Consider the following 16,130-nt stretch of genomic DNA (forward strand, 5'->3'; position numbering starts at 1 on the left):
GCGCTCCCAGCTAAAGAGCGGGAGCGCCGGCATTGCTGCCGACGACATGCGAAAGCAGGACCCATGGCCAATATTTCAGTCCCATCGATGACATCAGCCGCACGGCCGGCACGGAAAGCCGCAAACGCCAGGAGCTCGGTCGCCCATGACCGGCTGACGGTGCTGCTGATCTTTCTGCCGCCGGCGCTCTTGCTGTTCACGCTTTTCGTCATCATGCCGATGGGCGAGGCGGCCTGGTACAGCCTCTACAAGTGGAACGGCTACGGGACGCCGACCGAGTTCATCGCCCTGCGCAATTTCCAGGTTCTGTTTCGAAATGCGGCTTTCACCCAGGCGCTGCTTAATAACGGCCTGATCATCGTGATCTCGATCTGCATCCAGGTGCCGCTGGCCATCTGGCTTGCCACCATGCTGGCCCACCGCATTCCCGGCGTCGTCGCCTACCGCCTGATCTTCTTCCTGCCCTATGTGCTGGCCGACGTTGCCGCCGGCCTGATCTGGCGCTTCGTCTATGATGGCGATTACGGTCTGTTTGCCGCTGTTTCCAATTTCTTCGGTTTCGCCAACCCTTATGTGCTCGCCGATAAGGACCTGGCGATCTATGCCGTGCTCGGCGTCATCGTCTGGAAATATTTCGGTTTCCACATGATGCTGTTCATCGCCGGCCTGCAATCGGTCGACAAGAGCGTGCTGGAGGCAGCCGAGATCGACGGCGCCACCGGCTGGCAGAAATTCCGCTATGTCACGCTGCCGCTGCTCGGCTCGACCTTGCGCCTCTCGATCTTCTTTGCCGTCGTCGGCTCGCTGCAGCTCTTCGACATGATCATGCCGCTGACCGGCGGCGGGCCATCCAACTCAACGCAGACGATGGTCACCTTCCTCTACACCTACGGCGTCATGCGCATGCAGGTCGGCCTCGGCAGCGCCGTCGGCGTGGTGCTGTTCATCATCTGCGTCACGCTCGCCTTCGGTTACAAAAGGATCTTCATGCGCCATGACTGATATGAGTTCTTCCATCCGCATGCGCACCTCGACCCGCGTCTATCTCTACGTGTCGCTGAGCCTGATTGCCGCGATCGTACTCGTGCCGCTGCTGACGACGGCGCTCGGCGGCTTCAAGACGTTGGGCGACCTGCGCACCAATCCCTTCGGCCTGCCGATAGAGTGGCAATGGGCAAACTATACCGACATTCTGTTCGGCGAGCGCTACTGGCTGCAGATCGGCAATTCGCTGGTTATCGCCGCGCTCACCGTGCTCTTGACGCTGATCGTTTCGTCGATGGCCGCCTTCGCCTTTGCCCATGTCCGCTTCTTCGGCTCCTCCTTCCTGCTCAATTATTTCCTGCTCGGCCTGATGTTTCCGGCGGCAACCGCAATCCTGCCGCTCTTCATCCGCATCCGCGATCTCGGCCTGCTCGATACCTATTGGGGCGTGGTGCTGCCGCAGGTGGCCTTCGGCCTCGGCATGAGCATCCTTTTGTTCCGAAACTATTTCCGCAACCTTCCGGAAGAATTGTTTCAGGCGGCCTTCGTCGACGGCTGCGGCTATCTCAGATTCTTCTGGCATATCTCGCTGCCGCTTTCCCGGCCGATCGTCGCCACCGTCAGCATCATCTCCTTCGTCGGCAGCTGGAACAGCTACATCCTGCCGCTGATCATGTTGAACTCCGAATCGAAATATCCCTGGCCGCTCGGCATCATGGTCTATCGCGGCGAATACGGCACGGAATGGCAGCTGGTGCTGGCCTTCATCACGCTGACCATCCTTCCCACAATCATCGTCTTTTTCGTCGCCCAGAGACACATCATCGCCGGCCTGACCGCGGGCGCCGTGAAGTCCTGAGCCGAACCCTTGGAGGTGCATTTATGGCATCCGTTGAATTGAACGATATTCGCAAGACCTATGGCGCCGTCGATGTCATCCACGGCATCTCGCTGGATATTCAGGATGGGGAATTCGTCGCCCTGGTCGGGCCTTCCGGCTGTGGAAAATCGACGCTGCTGCGGATGATTGCCGGCCTTGAGGAAATCACCGATGGCGACATCTCCATCGGCGGCAAGGTCGTCAACGCCATGACCCCGCGCGAACGCAACATCGCCATGGTCTTCCAGTCCTACGCGCTCTATCCGCACATGACCGTGGCTGAAAACATGGGCTTCAATCTGAAGCTCGCCGGCGTTGCCAAGCCGCAGATCGAGGCCCGCGTTGCCGAGGCCGCCCGTATGCTCGATCTCGCCGAACTGCTCGACCGCAAGCCGGCCCAGCTTTCCGGCGGCCAGCGCCAGCGCGTCGCCATGGGCCGCGCCGTCGTGCGCAATCCGGCCGTGTTCCTGTTCGACGAGCCGCTGTCCAACCTCGATGCGAAACTCCGCGTGCAGATGCGCTCGGAAATCAAGACGCTGCACCAGAAGGTGAAGACGACCTCGATCTATGTCACCCACGACCAGATCGAAGCGATGACGCTCGCCGACCGCATCGTCGTGCTCAATCAGGGCAGGGTGGAGCAGCAGGGCACGCCGCTCGAACTCTACCGGAAGCCCGCCAATCTCTTCGTCGCCGCCTTCATCGGATCGCCGGCGATGAACATGCTCGACGGCACCGTCGACGGCGAAAATGGCGAACCCGCCGCCCGCCTGACCGACGGCACGGCAATCCGCATCGCGCCCGACCGCAAGGTCAGGCGCGGCCAGGCCGTCACCATCGGCCTGCGCCCCGAACATCTCATTCCCGGCATATCAGCCGGCACGCCGCTTGCCGGCCGCACCATGCTGGTCGAACCCACCGGCGCCCAGACCCATGTGGTTTTCGACCTTGCCGGACAGCAGGTGACCGCCATCGTCGACGGCGAATACCCCGTCCGCTACGGCGCGGTGTTCGAGGCAAGCATTGCCAGCGATCAGGTGCACGTCTTCGACCGCAACAGCGGCGTGGCGCTCTGAAGTGGATCGCATGTAGGTATCGCAAAATTGCTGCGCACTTTGCGCGACATGCCGTAGGCGTGATTTAACGGATGCCTGACAACGACAAAACCGCCGAGCAAGCCCGGCGGTCGTGACTGCTGATAAAGACAGCCAGAGACTATTCCGCCGCGATCCGCGAGACGCCGTTGGCCTGGACGATCTTGTCGAGCAGCGCTAGCTCTTCCTGAGTGAGATCCGTCAATGGCGGGCGCACCGGGCCCGGGTTCTGCCCAAGGACGCGAAGGCCGGCCTTGATGATCGAGACGGCATAGCCCTTCTTGCGGTTGCGCAAGGCGACGAACGGGAAGAAGAAGCCCTTCAGGATCTCGTCGACGGTCGCCTGGTCGCCGGTGCGCAAGGCGCCGTAAAAGCGCTGGGCGAGGGCGGGCACGAAGTTGAAGACGGCCGAGGAATAGGTCGTCACGCCGGCGGCGAAATAGGCCTGGGCATAGACTTCATGGGTCGGCATGCCGCCGACATAGACGAGACGGTCACCAAGCAGGGTCGTGATCTCGATGACCTTGTCGACATCGCCGACGCCGTCCTTGAAACCGATCAGGTTCGGGCATTCCTCGGCAAGCCGCGCGATGCTTTCGGCCGTCAACACGGCGTTGTCGCGATTATAGACGATGACGCCGATGCCGACCGATTGGCAGATCGCCTTGACATGGGCGACGAGGCCGGCCTGTTCCGCAAACATCAGATAGGGCGGCAGCAGCAGCAATCCGTCCGCGCCTGCCTTCTCGGCCGCCTGTGCGATCTCGATGGCGAGCGACGTGCCGTAGCCGGTTCCCGAGATGATCGGCGTCTTGCCGGCCGACGCCTTGGCGGCCCTGATAACCTGCGGAATCTCGGCGGGATTGAGGGAGAAGAACTCTCCCGTGCCGCCGGCGGCAAATAGTGCAGCCGCATCGTAGCCCGCAAGCCACTCGACATGGCGGCGGTACTTCGCCTCGTCGAATTTCAGCTGATCGTCGAAATGCGTCACCGGAAACGACAGGAGACCGCTACCGACGGCCTTCTTCAATTCATTCGGGTTCATCATCAAGTCCTGTTCTTTACGTGTTGAATGTTGACCGTTCAGGCGCTTTCGAGCGCCTGCAGAAGGGCCGCGATATAGCCGTAGCAGTAAGCAAATGCGGTGGCGGAAGGATCCGTGCCGCTGACGGTCGGCACGTGGTCGGGCATCAGCATGTATTTGAAGCCGACTTCCTTGTAGATCTTGACCGAGCGGACCATGTCCATGTCGCCTTCGTCGGGGAAGGTCTCCATGAAGGAAAGCTTGCCGCCGCGAATGTTGCGGAAGTGAACATTGAAGATCTTGCCGCGCTGGCCGAACCAGCGAATGACATCGTCGATCTCCTTGCCGGGATTTTCGAGCATCTCGCCGATCGAGCCCTGACAGAAATTGAGGCCGTGATAAGGGCTTTCGCGCATCAGCACGAATTTCTTCAGGCCTTCGACGGTGCCGAGCACCCGCGTGACGCCGCGATAGCCGGGCGGGGTATAGGGGTCGTGCGGATGGCAGGCGAGCCGGACGCGATTGCTGGCAGCGACAGGCACGACGCGCTCGAGGAAATAGTCGATCCGTTCCCAGTTTTCGTCTTCGGACAGCACGCCGGCAAGGCCGGGTTCGGCCTGCTGATCCGTCTTGTCCCAGCGGAAGCTGGCATTCATCGACCCGCCGCGTCCCGGTTCATCGGGTGTGCGGGGAATGCCGATCAGATTGAGGTTATATTTCACCGCCGGAATGCCGGCCGCCGCGGTATTCTCGATCAGCTTACAGACGGCGTCGATCTGCCTGTCGCGATCGGGGCCGGCAAGCAATATATCGGGATAGGACGCCTTCTCGATCGGCTGCGAAGGCAGCGGCAATTGGATCATGTCGAGGATCAGGCCGAAGCTTTCGACCTTGTCGCGATGACGCTCGAGATCGGAAAGCGTCCAACTGCTGGGTTTTCCCGGCGGGTCGGCGTTGATATGCTTCACACCCAGTTGCGCGAAGATACGATAATCGTCGTCGTCCCGCGCTGCGACCTGTGTTCCCAGATACATTTGAGTCTCTTTCGAAATTACACAATGTCATATGACATAATATGAATTTCTGAGAGAGTCGAGCCCTATTGCTGCTCGGAGAGCATCCGATAGCGACGTTGACTGGCCATCATATGGGCGCGCATCGCCTGGCGGGCGCGATCCGGATCCTGATCGGCGATGGCCGACAGGATTTCGACATGTTCGGCATAAACCTTTTGAAGATAGTCGCGGTCATTGGCCTCGGGCAGCGTCGGAAACTGGCCGCGGGGGATGGCCTTGGGGCCGAATTGGCGCAGGACATCGACATAGAATCGGTTGTTCGTGGCGGCGGCAATCGCCATGTGGAAGGCGTAATCCGCCTCCACCGTCTGCTGCCCTGTTTCGATCAGGTTTGCCATTCTGCGATTGGCATCACGAATGGCCGCCTCCTGCTCGGCGGTGCGGCGATAGGCGGCAATCGCCGCCGCTTCACCCTCTGCCGCCATGCGAAACTCCAGCAATTCCAGGGTCTCCGGAATGCTTTTGATTTCCACCGGCGTCAATGACAGGACAGAATTTGCCTTCGGATCTGCGACAAACACCCCTTTGCCCTGGATCGGCTTGACGAAGCCCGCCGACCTTAGATCGGCAATCGCCTCGCGCACCACGGTGCGGCTGACGCCGAACGTCGCTTCAAGCTGCGGCTCGGTCGGCAGTTGGTCGCCGACCCGCAGCTTCCCCGTCTCGATCTGCGCCCGCAGCTGATCGATGACCTGTTGCGCCAGTCTTTCTCGCCCACGGCCGAGTGTCGTCATTTTCCGTTCCCCAATCCCTTTGCACTCAAGTCTCCCGCTCGGGCCTTGTCAACCGTATCAGACTTCGCTAGATCATAATACGACATACGGGTGACATAATATGTCTCCTATAGTAATCCAGGGAGGAGTGACAATGAAGCATTTTTCTAAAGGCTTGTTCGTCGGCGCCGTTTTCGGCGCCCTGACGATCGCCGCACCGCAGCTGCAGGCCGCCACGCCGCAGGACCAGCTGGTGATCGGAACATCGCTGGCCCAGGTTCTGTCCCTCGATCCGCAGCAGGCGACCGAAGGCAAAGCGGTCGAGATCATGTCGAATCTTTACGACCGGCTGGTCGCCAGCACGGCGGACGGAAAGATCCTTCCGCAGTTGGCGGAAAGCTGGAAGGTTGACGACAAAGGCATTACCTTTACGCTGCGCAAGGCCAATTTCGCCTCCGGCAACCCGGTCACCTCGAAGGACGTCGTCTATTCACTGGCGCGGCTCTTGAAGATGGATCAGGCCGCTGCCGCCAACCTCAAGCGCGTCGGTTACGACAAGAACAATGTCGAAAAGCTCGTCAAGGCGGTCGACGACCAGACTGTGCGCATCGATCTTTCCGACCAGGTGACGGCGGAGCTTCTGCTCTACCGGCTGACGACGACCACCACCAGCGTGGTCGACAGCGTCGAGGTCGAGAGCCACGCCGTCGACAATGACTACGGCAACGCCTGGATGCGGACGCATTCGGCCGGCTCCGGCCCGTTCACCCTCAACCGCTGGTCTCCGAACGAGCTTGTCATTCTCGACGCCAACAAGGGTTATGTCGCCGGCGCTCCGAAGATGAAGCGCGTCATCGTCCGCCATGTGCCGGAAAGCCAGGTCGAGCGGCTGATGCTGGAGCGCGGCGATATCGATATTGCCAGTGCGCTCACGGCCTCCGATCTTGCGACCTTCCAGGCCAAGCAGGGCTTCGCCATTCAGCGTATTCCGACTGGCGGCTTCTACGTGCTGTCGATGAATGCCGGCAACCAGTACCTCGCCAATCCCAAGGTCCGCGAGGCCATTGCTTACGGCATCGACTACAAGGGCATCGAGAAGACGATCATGGGGCCTTACGGACGGGCAAGAACCGTTCCCGTTCCGGAGAACTTCGAATATGCGATCCCGAGCCCGGATTGGCATCTCGACGTCGAAAAGTCCAAGCAGTTGCTGAGCGAGGCAGGTTTCAAGGACGGCTTCTCGCTGACGCTGAAGACCATTGCGCAAACGCCGCGCATCGATCTTGCCACCGCCATCCAGGCATCGCTTGCCCAGGTCGGCATCAAGATCGACATCCAGCAGGGCAACGGCTCGGAAATCATTGCCGCCCATCGCGCCAGGGATTTCGATCTGCTGATTCCGCAGACCAGCGCCTACATGCCGAACGTGCTCGGTTCGATGGAGCAGTTTTCCTCCAACCCCGACAACTCGAAAGAGGCCAACAATGCCGGCAATTTCGTCTGGCGCTCGGCCTGGGACATTCCCGAACTGACGGCCCTGACGGCGAAGGCATCGATGGAGCCGGACGCCAAGAAGCGCGGCGAACTCTACGTTCAGATGCAGAAGATGTTCATCGAGCAGAAGCCGGCCGTGCTTCCGCTTTTCGAGCGCTTTGAGCCGATCGTCCTGACCAGCAAGGTTCAGGGATATGTCGGGCATCCGTCGCAGTTAACGCGTCTCGAGAACGTGACCAAGGTAGAAACCCAGTAAAGACTCCCAGGACAGCCGATCATGAAGGAACTCTCCGTAGCCGAATTTGGCCGACGCCTGGCGCATTTGCTGGTCAGCCTGTTCATTCTCCTCTGTGTGACCTTCGTGATCGGCCGCGTCTTGCCCAACGATCCGGTCGGCGCGATTGTCGGCGAGCTCGCCGATCCCGCCGCCTACGCAGCGATGCGGGCCCGCCTGGGGCTCGATCTGCCGATCTACCAGCAGTTTTTCCTCTATCTGAACGGGCTGGTGCATGGTGACTTCGGCACTGCCGTTCTCACCGGCAATCCCGTCTCCTCAGACCTCGCCCAAGCGTTTCCGGCAACATTCGAACTGGCGACGCTGGCGGTGATCATTTCGACATTCGTCGGCGTGCCGCTCGGCCTGGTCGCAGCTTTGTTTCGCGACAGCTTCATCGACAAGATAGCCCGGGTGGTGGCGCTCGTCGGGCATTCGATCCCGGTCTTCTGGTTCGGCATCGTCGGGCTCGTCATCTTCTATGCCGGCCTCAACTGGGTCGGCGGGCCGGGCAGGATCGATGTGTTTTATGAAGGCCTCGTCACGCCGAGGACCGGCCTGCTGCTGATCGACAGCCTGCTGCAGGGCGAGACGGAAATCTTCTGGAATGCGCTCGGCCACATCATTCTGCCTGCCATCATCCTCGCCTATGCGGCGATGGCCTATATCACCCGCATGACACGCAGCTTCACCCTGGAGCAGTTGAGCCAGGATTATGTCATCGCAGCCCGCGCAAAGGGTGTGAGCCCCTTCGGCACGATCTGGCGCCACGTCCTGCCGAACATTGCCGTGCAGCTGATTACCATCCTGGCCATTTCCTATGGCGGGCTGCTCGAAGGCGCTGTCGTGACCGAAATCGTCTTCTCCTGGCCGGGCATCGGCCAGTACATGACGAACGCCCTCATGATCGGCGACATGAACGCCATCGTGGCTGGCACCATCATCGTGGGATTCATCTTCATGCTGTTAAACTTCCTCGCCGACGTCGCTTACGCCGTCTTCGATCCGCGCATGCGGGAGGCAGCCCGATGAGTGACGCCATCCGCACTGACATTCATATCCGCCCGCCAAGCGTGTCGACCCGCATCGCGGCGTCGTTTGCGCGCGCCGGCCGCAAACTGGCTGCCGAGCCGCTTGGCCTTGCCGGTTTCATCATCCTCGGCCTACTGTGCCTGATTGCGATCTTTGCGCCGCTTCTGGCGCCTTATGATCCGGTCGTGCAGTCGCTTGGCGATGCCTTGCAGGCCCCGAGCCTCGCGCATTGGGCCGGCACCGACGAATTCGGCCGCGACATCCTAAGCCGCCTGATCTTCGGCACGCGCATCACCATTCAGACCGTGCTTTCGATCTCCCTGATCGTCGGGCCGATCGGCCTGCTGATCGGGGTCGTCGCCGGCTTCTTCGGTGGGCGCACCGATGCGCTGCTGATGCGGGCGACCGATATCGTTCTGTCCTTCCCGTCGCTGATCCTGGCGCTGGCTTTTGCGGCAGCGCTCGGCGCCGGCCTGACCACGGCAATCATTGCGATCTCGCTGACCGCCTGGCCGCCGATTGCCCGGCTTGCGCGCGCCGAGGCGCTGGTCGTCAGAAACGCCGACTATGTGGTCGCCGCCCGCCTCTACGGCGCCTCGCCGTTGCGCATCCTTCTCCTCTACATCGCGCCGATGTGCGTTCCATCGGTCATCGTTCGCCTGACACTCAACATGGCCGGCATTATCCTGACGGCGGCGTCGCTCGGCTTCCTCGGCCTCGGCGCGCAGCCGCCGGCGCCGGAATGGGGCGCGATGATCTCCAACGGCCGCAAGTTCATGCTGGATTACTGGTGGGTCGCCGTGATGCCGGGTGTCGCCATCCTCCTCACCAGCCTCGCCTTCAACATCGCCGGAGATGCTCTGCGCGACCTTTTGGATCCCCGCCATGCCCGATCGTGAAATGAATGACCATGATCTGCAACCCGTTCTGTCCGTCAAAGGACTGAGCGTTCGCTTCGGCCGTGGCGCCGTGCCCGCCGTTTCCAATGTCAGTTTCGACGTCGGGCGCGAACGTGTCGGCATCGTCGGAGAATCCGGTTCTGGCAAATCGACGACGGGCCGCGCCATCATGCGCCTTCTGCCGCCGGCAGCGGTCGTCACCGCCGAACGCCTGGACCTCGGTGGCGATCCGTTGCTTTCCAAAAGCGAGCGGCAAATGGGTGCGCTTCGCGGCAAGGATATCGCGCTGATCATGCAGGATCCGCGTTATTCGCTGAATCCGGTGCTCTCGATCGGCAAGCAGGTCGCCGAAGCCGCCCGCCTTCATCTTGGTCTTGGCAAGACCCAGGCGCTTGACGCGGCCCGCGCCATGCTGGAGCGCGTGCGCATCAGCGATCCGGATCGGGTCATGGCGCTTTATCCCCACCAGATATCGGGCGGCATGGGCCAGCGCGTCATGATCGCCATGATGCTGCTGGCGCGGCCGAAGCTTGTTATCGCCGACGAACCGACCTCGGCGCTCGATGTCAGCGTTCGCAAGGACGTGCTGCTGTTGCTCGATGAACTGGTCCGCGAGAACAATTCCGGCCTGCTGTTGATCAGCCACGACATTCGCATGGTGGCGGCCTTTTGCGAGCGCATCATCGTCATGTATGCAGGCCGCATCGTCGAGACGCTGACCAGTCTCGAAGCGGCCCGCCATCCCTATACGCGCGGGTTGATAGCCGCGTTGCCCGACCCGAAGAACCCGGTTCGCCGGCTGGCGGTTCTCGACAGGGCGAAACTCGATCTGGAGACGGCGCAATGATCAATGTCCGCGACCTCGATGTCGTCTTTGCCTCCGGCAAATCCAGCAACCATGTCGTCAGGGGCATCAGTTTTCAAGTCGCCCAGGGAGAGACGCTCGGCATTGTCGGCGAATCCGGATGCGGCAAATCGACGGTGCTGCGTTGCCTTGCCGGAATGGAGTCCGGCTGGGCCGGGCAGATCGAGCTTGGCGGCAGACCGATCGGCAAGCAGCGCTCCCGCGAGGAACTGAAGTTTGCCCAGATGGTCTTTCAGGACCCTTACGGATCCCTGCATCCGCGCCATCGCATCGGCACCGCGCTCGCCGAGCCGCTGCGCGCCATGCGCCATTCCGATATCTGGTCGAAGGTCGAAAAGGCGTTGATCCAGGTGGGACTGCCCGCGAGCTTCGCCAATCGATTTCCCCATGAGCTTTCCGGCGGTCAGCGGCAGCGCGTGGCGATCGCCCGAGCGCTGATCCTGTCGCCGCCCATCCTGCTGCTCGATGAGCCGACATCGGCGCTCGATGTCTCGGTCCAGGCCGAAATCCTCAACCTGCTTGCCGATCAGCGTGAGGAAAAGGGACTGACCTATTTGCTCGTCAGCCACGACCTCGCGGTCATCGCCCATATGTGCGATCGGGTGTTGATCATGAAGAACGGTTGTTTCGTCGACGAACTGAGCAGGGAGGATCTGCAGGCCGGCACCACGCATGATGCCTATGCGCGCGAACTGTTCGAAGCGAGCTTCATCGAAGCCTGATATTTGGGCTGACGGCTGCGACGCTACGCCTTTCGACGAGGTGGCAGGCAAGCTCGACGCGGCGGCGCGGCGCGGCCAGGCCGAGCATCATGTCGCGCAGCAGATCGAGGGCGGTGGCGCCGAGTTCGCGCATCGGGATATGCACCGTCGACAGTGGCGGATTAAGAAAGGCCGACTGCGGCAGGTCGTCGATACCCATGACGGAGACATCTTGCGGCACGGCATAACCCATCGCCTGCAATCCGCGTACTGCGCCGTTGGCAAGGCTGTCGCCCGCCGTCAGGACGGCGGTGAAGGAGAGGCCCTTGTCGCGGACAAGTCGGGTGAGAGCCTCGGCGCCGAGTTCCGGCAGCCAGTCGTCGACCTCGAGCACCAGATCGGTATCGGCCTTCAGCCCATGATGCTGCAGGGCATCGCGCCAGCCTTCCAGGCGCCGCTCGATCGTTCGCCGTCCCGGCCGCAGCATGAATAGGATGCGTTCATGCCCTGTTTTGATCAGGTGCTCGGCGGCGATGAAGGCGGCCGAGCGATTGCAGGGCGTCACGCTCGAAAGCCGCATATAGGGATCGTCGCTATTGACGAGCACGACGGGCTTGCCGAGACCGGCGGCTGCCGCCAGCATATCCTCCTCGTCGACGGTCAGGATCAGCATGCCGCCGAAACTCGGATCATCCCGCATCTCGGCGACGACGCGCGCTTCATCCCCCTCGTCGGCGACCGGTCGCATCGCCAGTTCGATGCCGAGGGCCGCCGCCCGCGCATTCAGGCCTTCGAGCACATAAAGCGTGAACTGGTTGCGCACATAATCGATCATCGCCGCGCCGGAGGCGACGAGCATGACCTTTTTGCCGGCGACGCTTCCCGGCACGGCGTAGCTGACGGCACTTGCCGTTTCCAGCACCAGCTTGCGAATGTCCGGCCTGACGCCCTTTTCGCCGGCCAGCGCCCGCGACACCGTGCTGATCGAGACGCCGCACCGGGCGGCGATATCGTCGAGACGCGTGCGTCTGCCTTTTTTCTCGTCCGCCGCCATGTCGTTCTCCTCGCTCCCATTCCTTTATGCAAAAATCTTTCAGATTGCGCAAACGGAATGCCTATGCACAATTGCCCAAGAGGAGTCCGCGACAAGCGGCAGAGCAGGGAGGCTTTGAAGATGCGGCTTGACCGCCAGTCCATGCGTCGGCGTTTCCGACGTCTCACGGCTCGAGCGAGCTGAAGCATGACCGCTGAGAAATCCCATCTTCGCCGCGCCACCGGCAAGCAGAGCCCGATTGTCTATTGGCAGCTGGGCCACCTCTCGCAAGAGCACTACGACGTCGCCGACCGGCCGATGGAAGGCAGGATGGATCCGTTTTTCTTCGTCACCAAGACGAAGAACTTCATCCCGCACGAATATCCCTGCCGCACCGAATTCAAAAAATCATTCTCCGGCCGAAGACCGAAACCGACCGCCGAATTCGAACCCGTTCGCTGGTGGCTTCCCTTTGCCTCGCCGCGTGTCGATCTCTCCGGCTTCTGGTTTCGCCCGACCCGCATCGGCTGCTGGGCGCGCACTTTCCTCGATGCCCGCTCAGCGGCGCGAGCCACACTTCGCCTGTCGACCTGCGGCGGCGCCATCCTTTTCGTCAATGGCCGCGAGCAAGGCTTCATGGCGCCTTACGAGCGCAATCTGGAAGCCCAGCAGCTTTTCGAGGTCGAGCTTTCGGACGGCCTCAACGAGATCCGCATCTTTTTCGACGATCTCGCCGAACGCGACGCCCGCTTCTATTTCCAGCTGGATTATCTCGACGGTCCTGAGGTCGAAACCGCTGTGCCTGTTCCGATCGCCGCCGATGCTGCGGACGGCCTGGAGGCGATCCTCGAAGGCATGCGCTTCGACCGCACCGCCTATCTCGGCGAGGACGTGACGATCCTTTTCCCCGTGCCGCTGCCGGTGGCGCTGAGCTGCCATGTCGAGATCGAAGGCGACTTCATGTCGAGCGAGCGCTTCGACTATGACTTCGCGCTCGAGGAAGGCGCTACCAAGCTGGCGCTTGGCACCTCGGCGCGGATGCCCGCCGATTTCCGCCATTTCCGCATCACCTTCAAGGCAGGTGAACTTTCCGTCGGCCGCACACTCGGCGTCGAGATCTGTCATCCCCAACGCCAGGGGCAAGCGCCCGCCGCGCTGGAGGACCGCGTCGCCGAGGCACTTGAAGAAGTCGCCGCTCATTCAGAGCCGGATACTGTCTGCGCTTTCGCGCGTTTGGCTCTGGGGCAGGGCGGTGAGGAGACCGAAGCGATGATTTCGGCCATGCTGCCGGTCATCGAGGATTGCCACGACTGCGCCGATTTCGTGCTGGTGCCGCTGCTCTTTGCCTATACCCGCTGGAGCGATCTGCTGTCGCAGGCTCTCAGGCAGAGGATCGAACACGCCGTTCTCAATTACCGCTATTGGATGGACGAGCCGGGCAACGACGTTCAGTGGTATTTTTCGGAAAACCACGCGCTCCTCTTCCACACCGCCGCCTATCTCGGCGGCAAGCTTTTCCCCGATGCCGTCTTCGTTCGTTCCGGCCGTACCGGCGCCGAGCAGATGAAGGTCGGCGAAGAGCGCGTCCGCGCTTGGCTCGATCATTTCGAGCGCTGGGAAATGGCCGAGTGGAATTCCGTTCCCTATTTCCCGATCGACCTCAAGGGCCTGACGGCGCTCGCCGCCTGCGCGCCGGATGAGGCGATCCGCGCCCGGGCGAGTGCCAGCATCGTCCGCCTGATGGAGATCGTCGCCCGCTCGGCCCATCACGGCATGCTGACCGGCAGCCAGGGCCGCTCCTACGAACATACTCTGCGTCCCGGCCGCTCGGTGGAACTGTCCGCCATCGCCCGGCTGCTCTGGGGCCGCGGCTGGTACGGCCGGCGCGTCCATGCGCTGCCGCAGCTTGCCGTCTGCATCCGCGATCATGGCCTGCGTTTTCCAGAAGCACTTGCCGAAATCGCCGCGCACCAGTCCGACGACGCGCAGGAATGGACATTCTCGCAGGGCGAGAACAGTTTCGCCGCGCTCTATCACTATAAGACGCGCGACACCGCGCTCGGCACCATCGCCCATTATCGCCCCGGCGCCTGGGGTTATCAGGAGACGGTGCTGCAGCTGCGCTTGGGCGACCGGCCGGAAGCGCAGATCTGGATCAACCATCCCGGCGAAACCATTCAGTTCGGCTACGGCCGGCCAAGCTTCTGGGGCGGCTGCGGGACGCTGCCGCGTGTGCACCAGTATCGCGATCTGGCGATCCTCGATTTCGCCATCCATGAGGGCCAGCCGGATTTCACCCATGCCTGGTTTCCCCTCGAAGCCTTCGACGACACGATGGTTGAAGGCAACCTGGCGCTCGCCCGCTCCGGCAACGGGTTTGCAATGCTGATCGGCAATGGGGCGCTGGAGCCGGTGAAGCAGGGCCCGACCACCGATATCGAACTGCGCCTCGCCGGCCGTAACGGCCGTTGGATCGTCCGCCTCTCCGATCTTGAGCGCGAGGGTGGCCTCGACGGAATGCAGGCGCGTTTCGCCACGCTTTCGGCCCGCCGCGATGACGAGGGCGCATTGATCGTCGTCGATCCGGATTATGGCCAGGTCGTCTTCGAGGAGGACGGCACTGTGCGCGCCGAAGGCCGTATTCTTCGTCCTTCGGACTGGTCGGTGCGGGGAGACGCGGTACATTTGGAAATACCCGGCAGGCAGCCTCGGCGCGCCGCCTCGTAGACGAGATGTCCGGCAGGCGGAGGACCGGCCGGGCAGGGGAATTCATCGGTCAAGAGGAGGAGAAAATGACCAGAATGAAATCGATCGGCGCGGCTTTGGCTGCTGTTCTCATGAGTTCCGTTGCCGCCCATGCCGGCGACGTGCGCATCATGTGGTATTCCGACGGCGGCGAAGGCGCTGTTATCAAGGATCTGCTGGCGCGCTTCTCCAAGGCCAATCCCGACATCAACGTCATCCTCGACGAGGTCTCCTACGACGTCGTCAAGGAACAGCTGCCGGTGCAGCTCGAAGCCGGCAAGGGGCCGGATATCGCCCGCGTCACCAATCTGAAGGCGCAGGCGCAGCACTGGCTTGATCTTCGCCCCCTCCTTGCCGACGCGAAATATTGGGACGACAATTTCGGCGCCCAGGCCGACTGGATGCGCCCTGACGGCTCGAACGCCATCGCCGGCTTCATGACGCAGCTGACGCTGACCGGCGGCTTCGTCAACAAGACACTGTTCGAGCAGGCCGGTGTCGAAATCCCCGGCCCGAAGGCAACCTGGGATGACTGGGCGGCGGCCGCCAAGAAGGTTGCGGACAGCCAGAAGGTCTTCGCCATGGCGATCGACCGCTCCGGCCACCGCGTCTCTGGCCCGAACATTTCCTACGGCGCCAACTATATCGCCGCCGACGGCAAACCGGCGCCGATCGATCAGGGCGCCAAGGAATTCCTCAGCCGCTTCGTCAAGTGGAACGAGGACGGCATCGTCAACAAGGATGTCTGGGTGAGTGCTGCCGGCACCACCTATCGCGCCGCGGCCGAAGACTTCATCAATGGTGGCCTTGCCTATTATTATTCGGGCAGCTGGCAGATCTCGGGCTTCGCCCAGAAGATCGGCGACAGTTTCGATTGGGTGATGGCGGGAAGCCCCTGCGGTACGGCCGCCTGCACCGGCATGCAGGGCGGCGCCGGTCTCGTCGCCGTCAAATATACCAAGAACCCGAAGGACGTCGCCAAGGTGATGGATTACCTGGCAGGCGCCGACGTGCAGAAGGAATTCGCCGAGCGGAGCCTGTTCATTCCGGCGCATAAGGCGGTGGCGGCCGGCCAGATGGACTTCAAGACCGACAATCCGCATGTGCAGGCGGCGCTGAAGGCCTTCGTCGAATCCGCCGGCCAGACGGCCGCACCCGCCATGAAGCTGCCGGGCTGGAAGTGGTCGGACGCCTATTACAGCGCCATCGTCGCCCGCATCAGCCAGGTGATCGCCGGCGAAATGAAGCTCGACGACGCCTATGCCCGCATCGACGAGGACATCAAGGCCAAGGTCGCCGGCAACTGACGGAAGAAC

The 16,130-nt window shown here is 62.1% G+C and carries 14 protein-coding genes; 10 read left to right on the forward strand and 4 right to left on the reverse strand.

Features of this window, described 5'->3' with window-relative positions:
- The first annotated feature begins 63 nt into the window (after positions 1 to 63).
- Genes HJB84_RS11200 through HJB84_RS11210 form a run of 3 tightly spaced genes read left to right on the forward strand, consistent with a single transcriptional unit; the run spans position 64 to position 2,940 of the window.
- Entirely contained in the window at positions 64 to 1,002 is a 939-nt protein-coding gene (locus HJB84_RS11200; RefSeq protein ID WP_207584171.1) for a carbohydrate ABC transporter permease, read from the forward strand.
- Entirely contained in the window at positions 995 to 1,843 is an 849-nt protein-coding gene (locus tag HJB84_RS11205) for a carbohydrate ABC transporter permease (RefSeq protein ID WP_207584172.1), read from the forward strand. Before HJB84_RS11200 ends, HJB84_RS11205 begins: the two co-directional genes overlap by 8 nt.
- A 23-nt stretch (positions 1,844 to 1,866) precedes the next feature.
- Entirely contained in the window at positions 1,867 to 2,940 is a 1,074-nt protein-coding gene (locus HJB84_RS11210) for an ABC transporter ATP-binding protein (protein ID WP_207584173.1), read from the forward strand.
- Positions 2,941 to 3,079: 139 nt separating this feature from the next.
- On the opposite strand, the gene kdgD is transcribed toward HJB84_RS11210, so the two are convergent.
- From kdgD to HJB84_RS11225, 3 genes are all read right to left on the reverse strand, one after another.
- A complete protein-coding gene (kdgD, locus tag HJB84_RS11215; RefSeq protein ID WP_221115948.1) occupies positions 3,080 to 4,006 on the reverse strand; it encodes a 5-dehydro-4-deoxyglucarate dehydratase in 927 nt (308 codons plus the stop codon).
- Positions 4,007 to 4,041: 35 nt separating this feature from the next.
- Positions 4,042 to 5,016 carry a mannonate dehydratase gene (locus tag HJB84_RS11220; protein ID WP_221115949.1) on the reverse strand — a complete coding sequence of 325 codons (975 nt, stop codon included), beginning with the start codon at positions 5,014 to 5,016 and terminating at the stop codon, positions 4,042 to 4,044.
- A gap of 65 nt (positions 5,017 to 5,081) precedes the next feature.
- Positions 5,082 to 5,792: a FadR/GntR family transcriptional regulator gene (locus HJB84_RS11225; RefSeq protein ID WP_207584176.1), complete on the reverse strand. Its 711-nt coding sequence runs from the start codon at positions 5,790 to 5,792 to the stop codon at positions 5,082 to 5,084.
- Between the two features lie 133 nt (positions 5,793 to 5,925).
- Between HJB84_RS11225 and HJB84_RS11230 the strand changes: the two genes are divergently transcribed.
- From HJB84_RS11230 to HJB84_RS11250, 5 genes are read left to right on the forward strand one after another with little or no spacing between them, the layout of a single operon-like run.
- A complete protein-coding gene (locus HJB84_RS11230; protein WP_207584177.1) occupies positions 5,926 to 7,521 on the forward strand; it encodes an ABC transporter substrate-binding protein in 1,596 nt (531 codons plus the stop codon).
- Between the two features lie 21 nt (positions 7,522 to 7,542).
- Positions 7,543 to 8,571 carry an ABC transporter permease gene (locus HJB84_RS11235; protein ID WP_207584178.1) on the forward strand — a complete coding sequence of 343 codons (1,029 nt, stop codon included), beginning with the start codon at positions 7,543 to 7,545 and terminating at the stop codon, positions 8,569 to 8,571.
- Complete coding sequence (locus tag HJB84_RS11240) at positions 8,568 to 9,470, forward strand: ABC transporter permease (RefSeq protein WP_221115950.1); 903 nt, start codon at positions 8,568 to 8,570, stop codon at positions 9,468 to 9,470. The genes HJB84_RS11235 and HJB84_RS11240 overlap by 4 nt, the downstream gene beginning before the upstream one ends.
- Before the next feature lies 1 nt (position 9,471).
- Complete coding sequence (locus tag HJB84_RS11245) at positions 9,472 to 10,317, forward strand: ABC transporter ATP-binding protein (protein WP_207584311.1); 846 nt, start codon at positions 9,472 to 9,474, stop codon at positions 10,315 to 10,317.
- Positions 10,314 to 11,057: an ABC transporter ATP-binding protein gene (locus HJB84_RS11250; protein ID WP_207584180.1), complete on the forward strand. Its 744-nt coding sequence runs from the start codon at positions 10,314 to 10,316 to the stop codon at positions 11,055 to 11,057. The genes HJB84_RS11245 and HJB84_RS11250 overlap by 4 nt, the downstream gene beginning before the upstream one ends.
- Here the strand turns inward: HJB84_RS11250 and HJB84_RS11255 are convergent.
- Positions 11,044 to 12,090, reverse strand: coding sequence for a LacI family DNA-binding transcriptional regulator (locus HJB84_RS11255; protein ID WP_207584181.1), 1,047 nt, complete (start codon positions 12,088 to 12,090; stop codon positions 11,044 to 11,046). The genes HJB84_RS11250 and HJB84_RS11255 overlap by 14 nt on opposite strands.
- 186 nt (positions 12,091 to 12,276) lie before the next feature.
- Between HJB84_RS11255 and HJB84_RS11260 the strand changes: the two genes are divergently transcribed.
- Together HJB84_RS11260 and HJB84_RS11265 are read left to right on the forward strand one after the other, a co-directional pair.
- The gene (locus tag HJB84_RS11260; protein WP_221115951.1) at positions 12,277 to 14,796 is read left to right on the forward strand and encodes a hypothetical protein; all 2,520 of its coding nucleotides are present in this window, start codon (positions 12,277 to 12,279) and stop codon (positions 14,794 to 14,796) included.
- A 65-nt stretch (positions 14,797 to 14,861) separates the two neighbouring features.
- The gene (locus tag HJB84_RS11265) at positions 14,862 to 16,121 is read left to right on the forward strand and encodes an ABC transporter substrate-binding protein (protein ID WP_221115952.1); all 1,260 of its coding nucleotides are present in this window, start codon (positions 14,862 to 14,864) and stop codon (positions 16,119 to 16,121) included.
- Positions 16,122 to 16,130 lie beyond the last annotated feature (9 nt).

It is taken from the genome of Rhizobium sp. NZLR1b (assembly GCF_019685155.1).
In the GTDB taxonomy this organism is placed as follows: Bacteria; Pseudomonadota; Alphaproteobacteria; order Rhizobiales; family Rhizobiaceae; genus Rhizobium.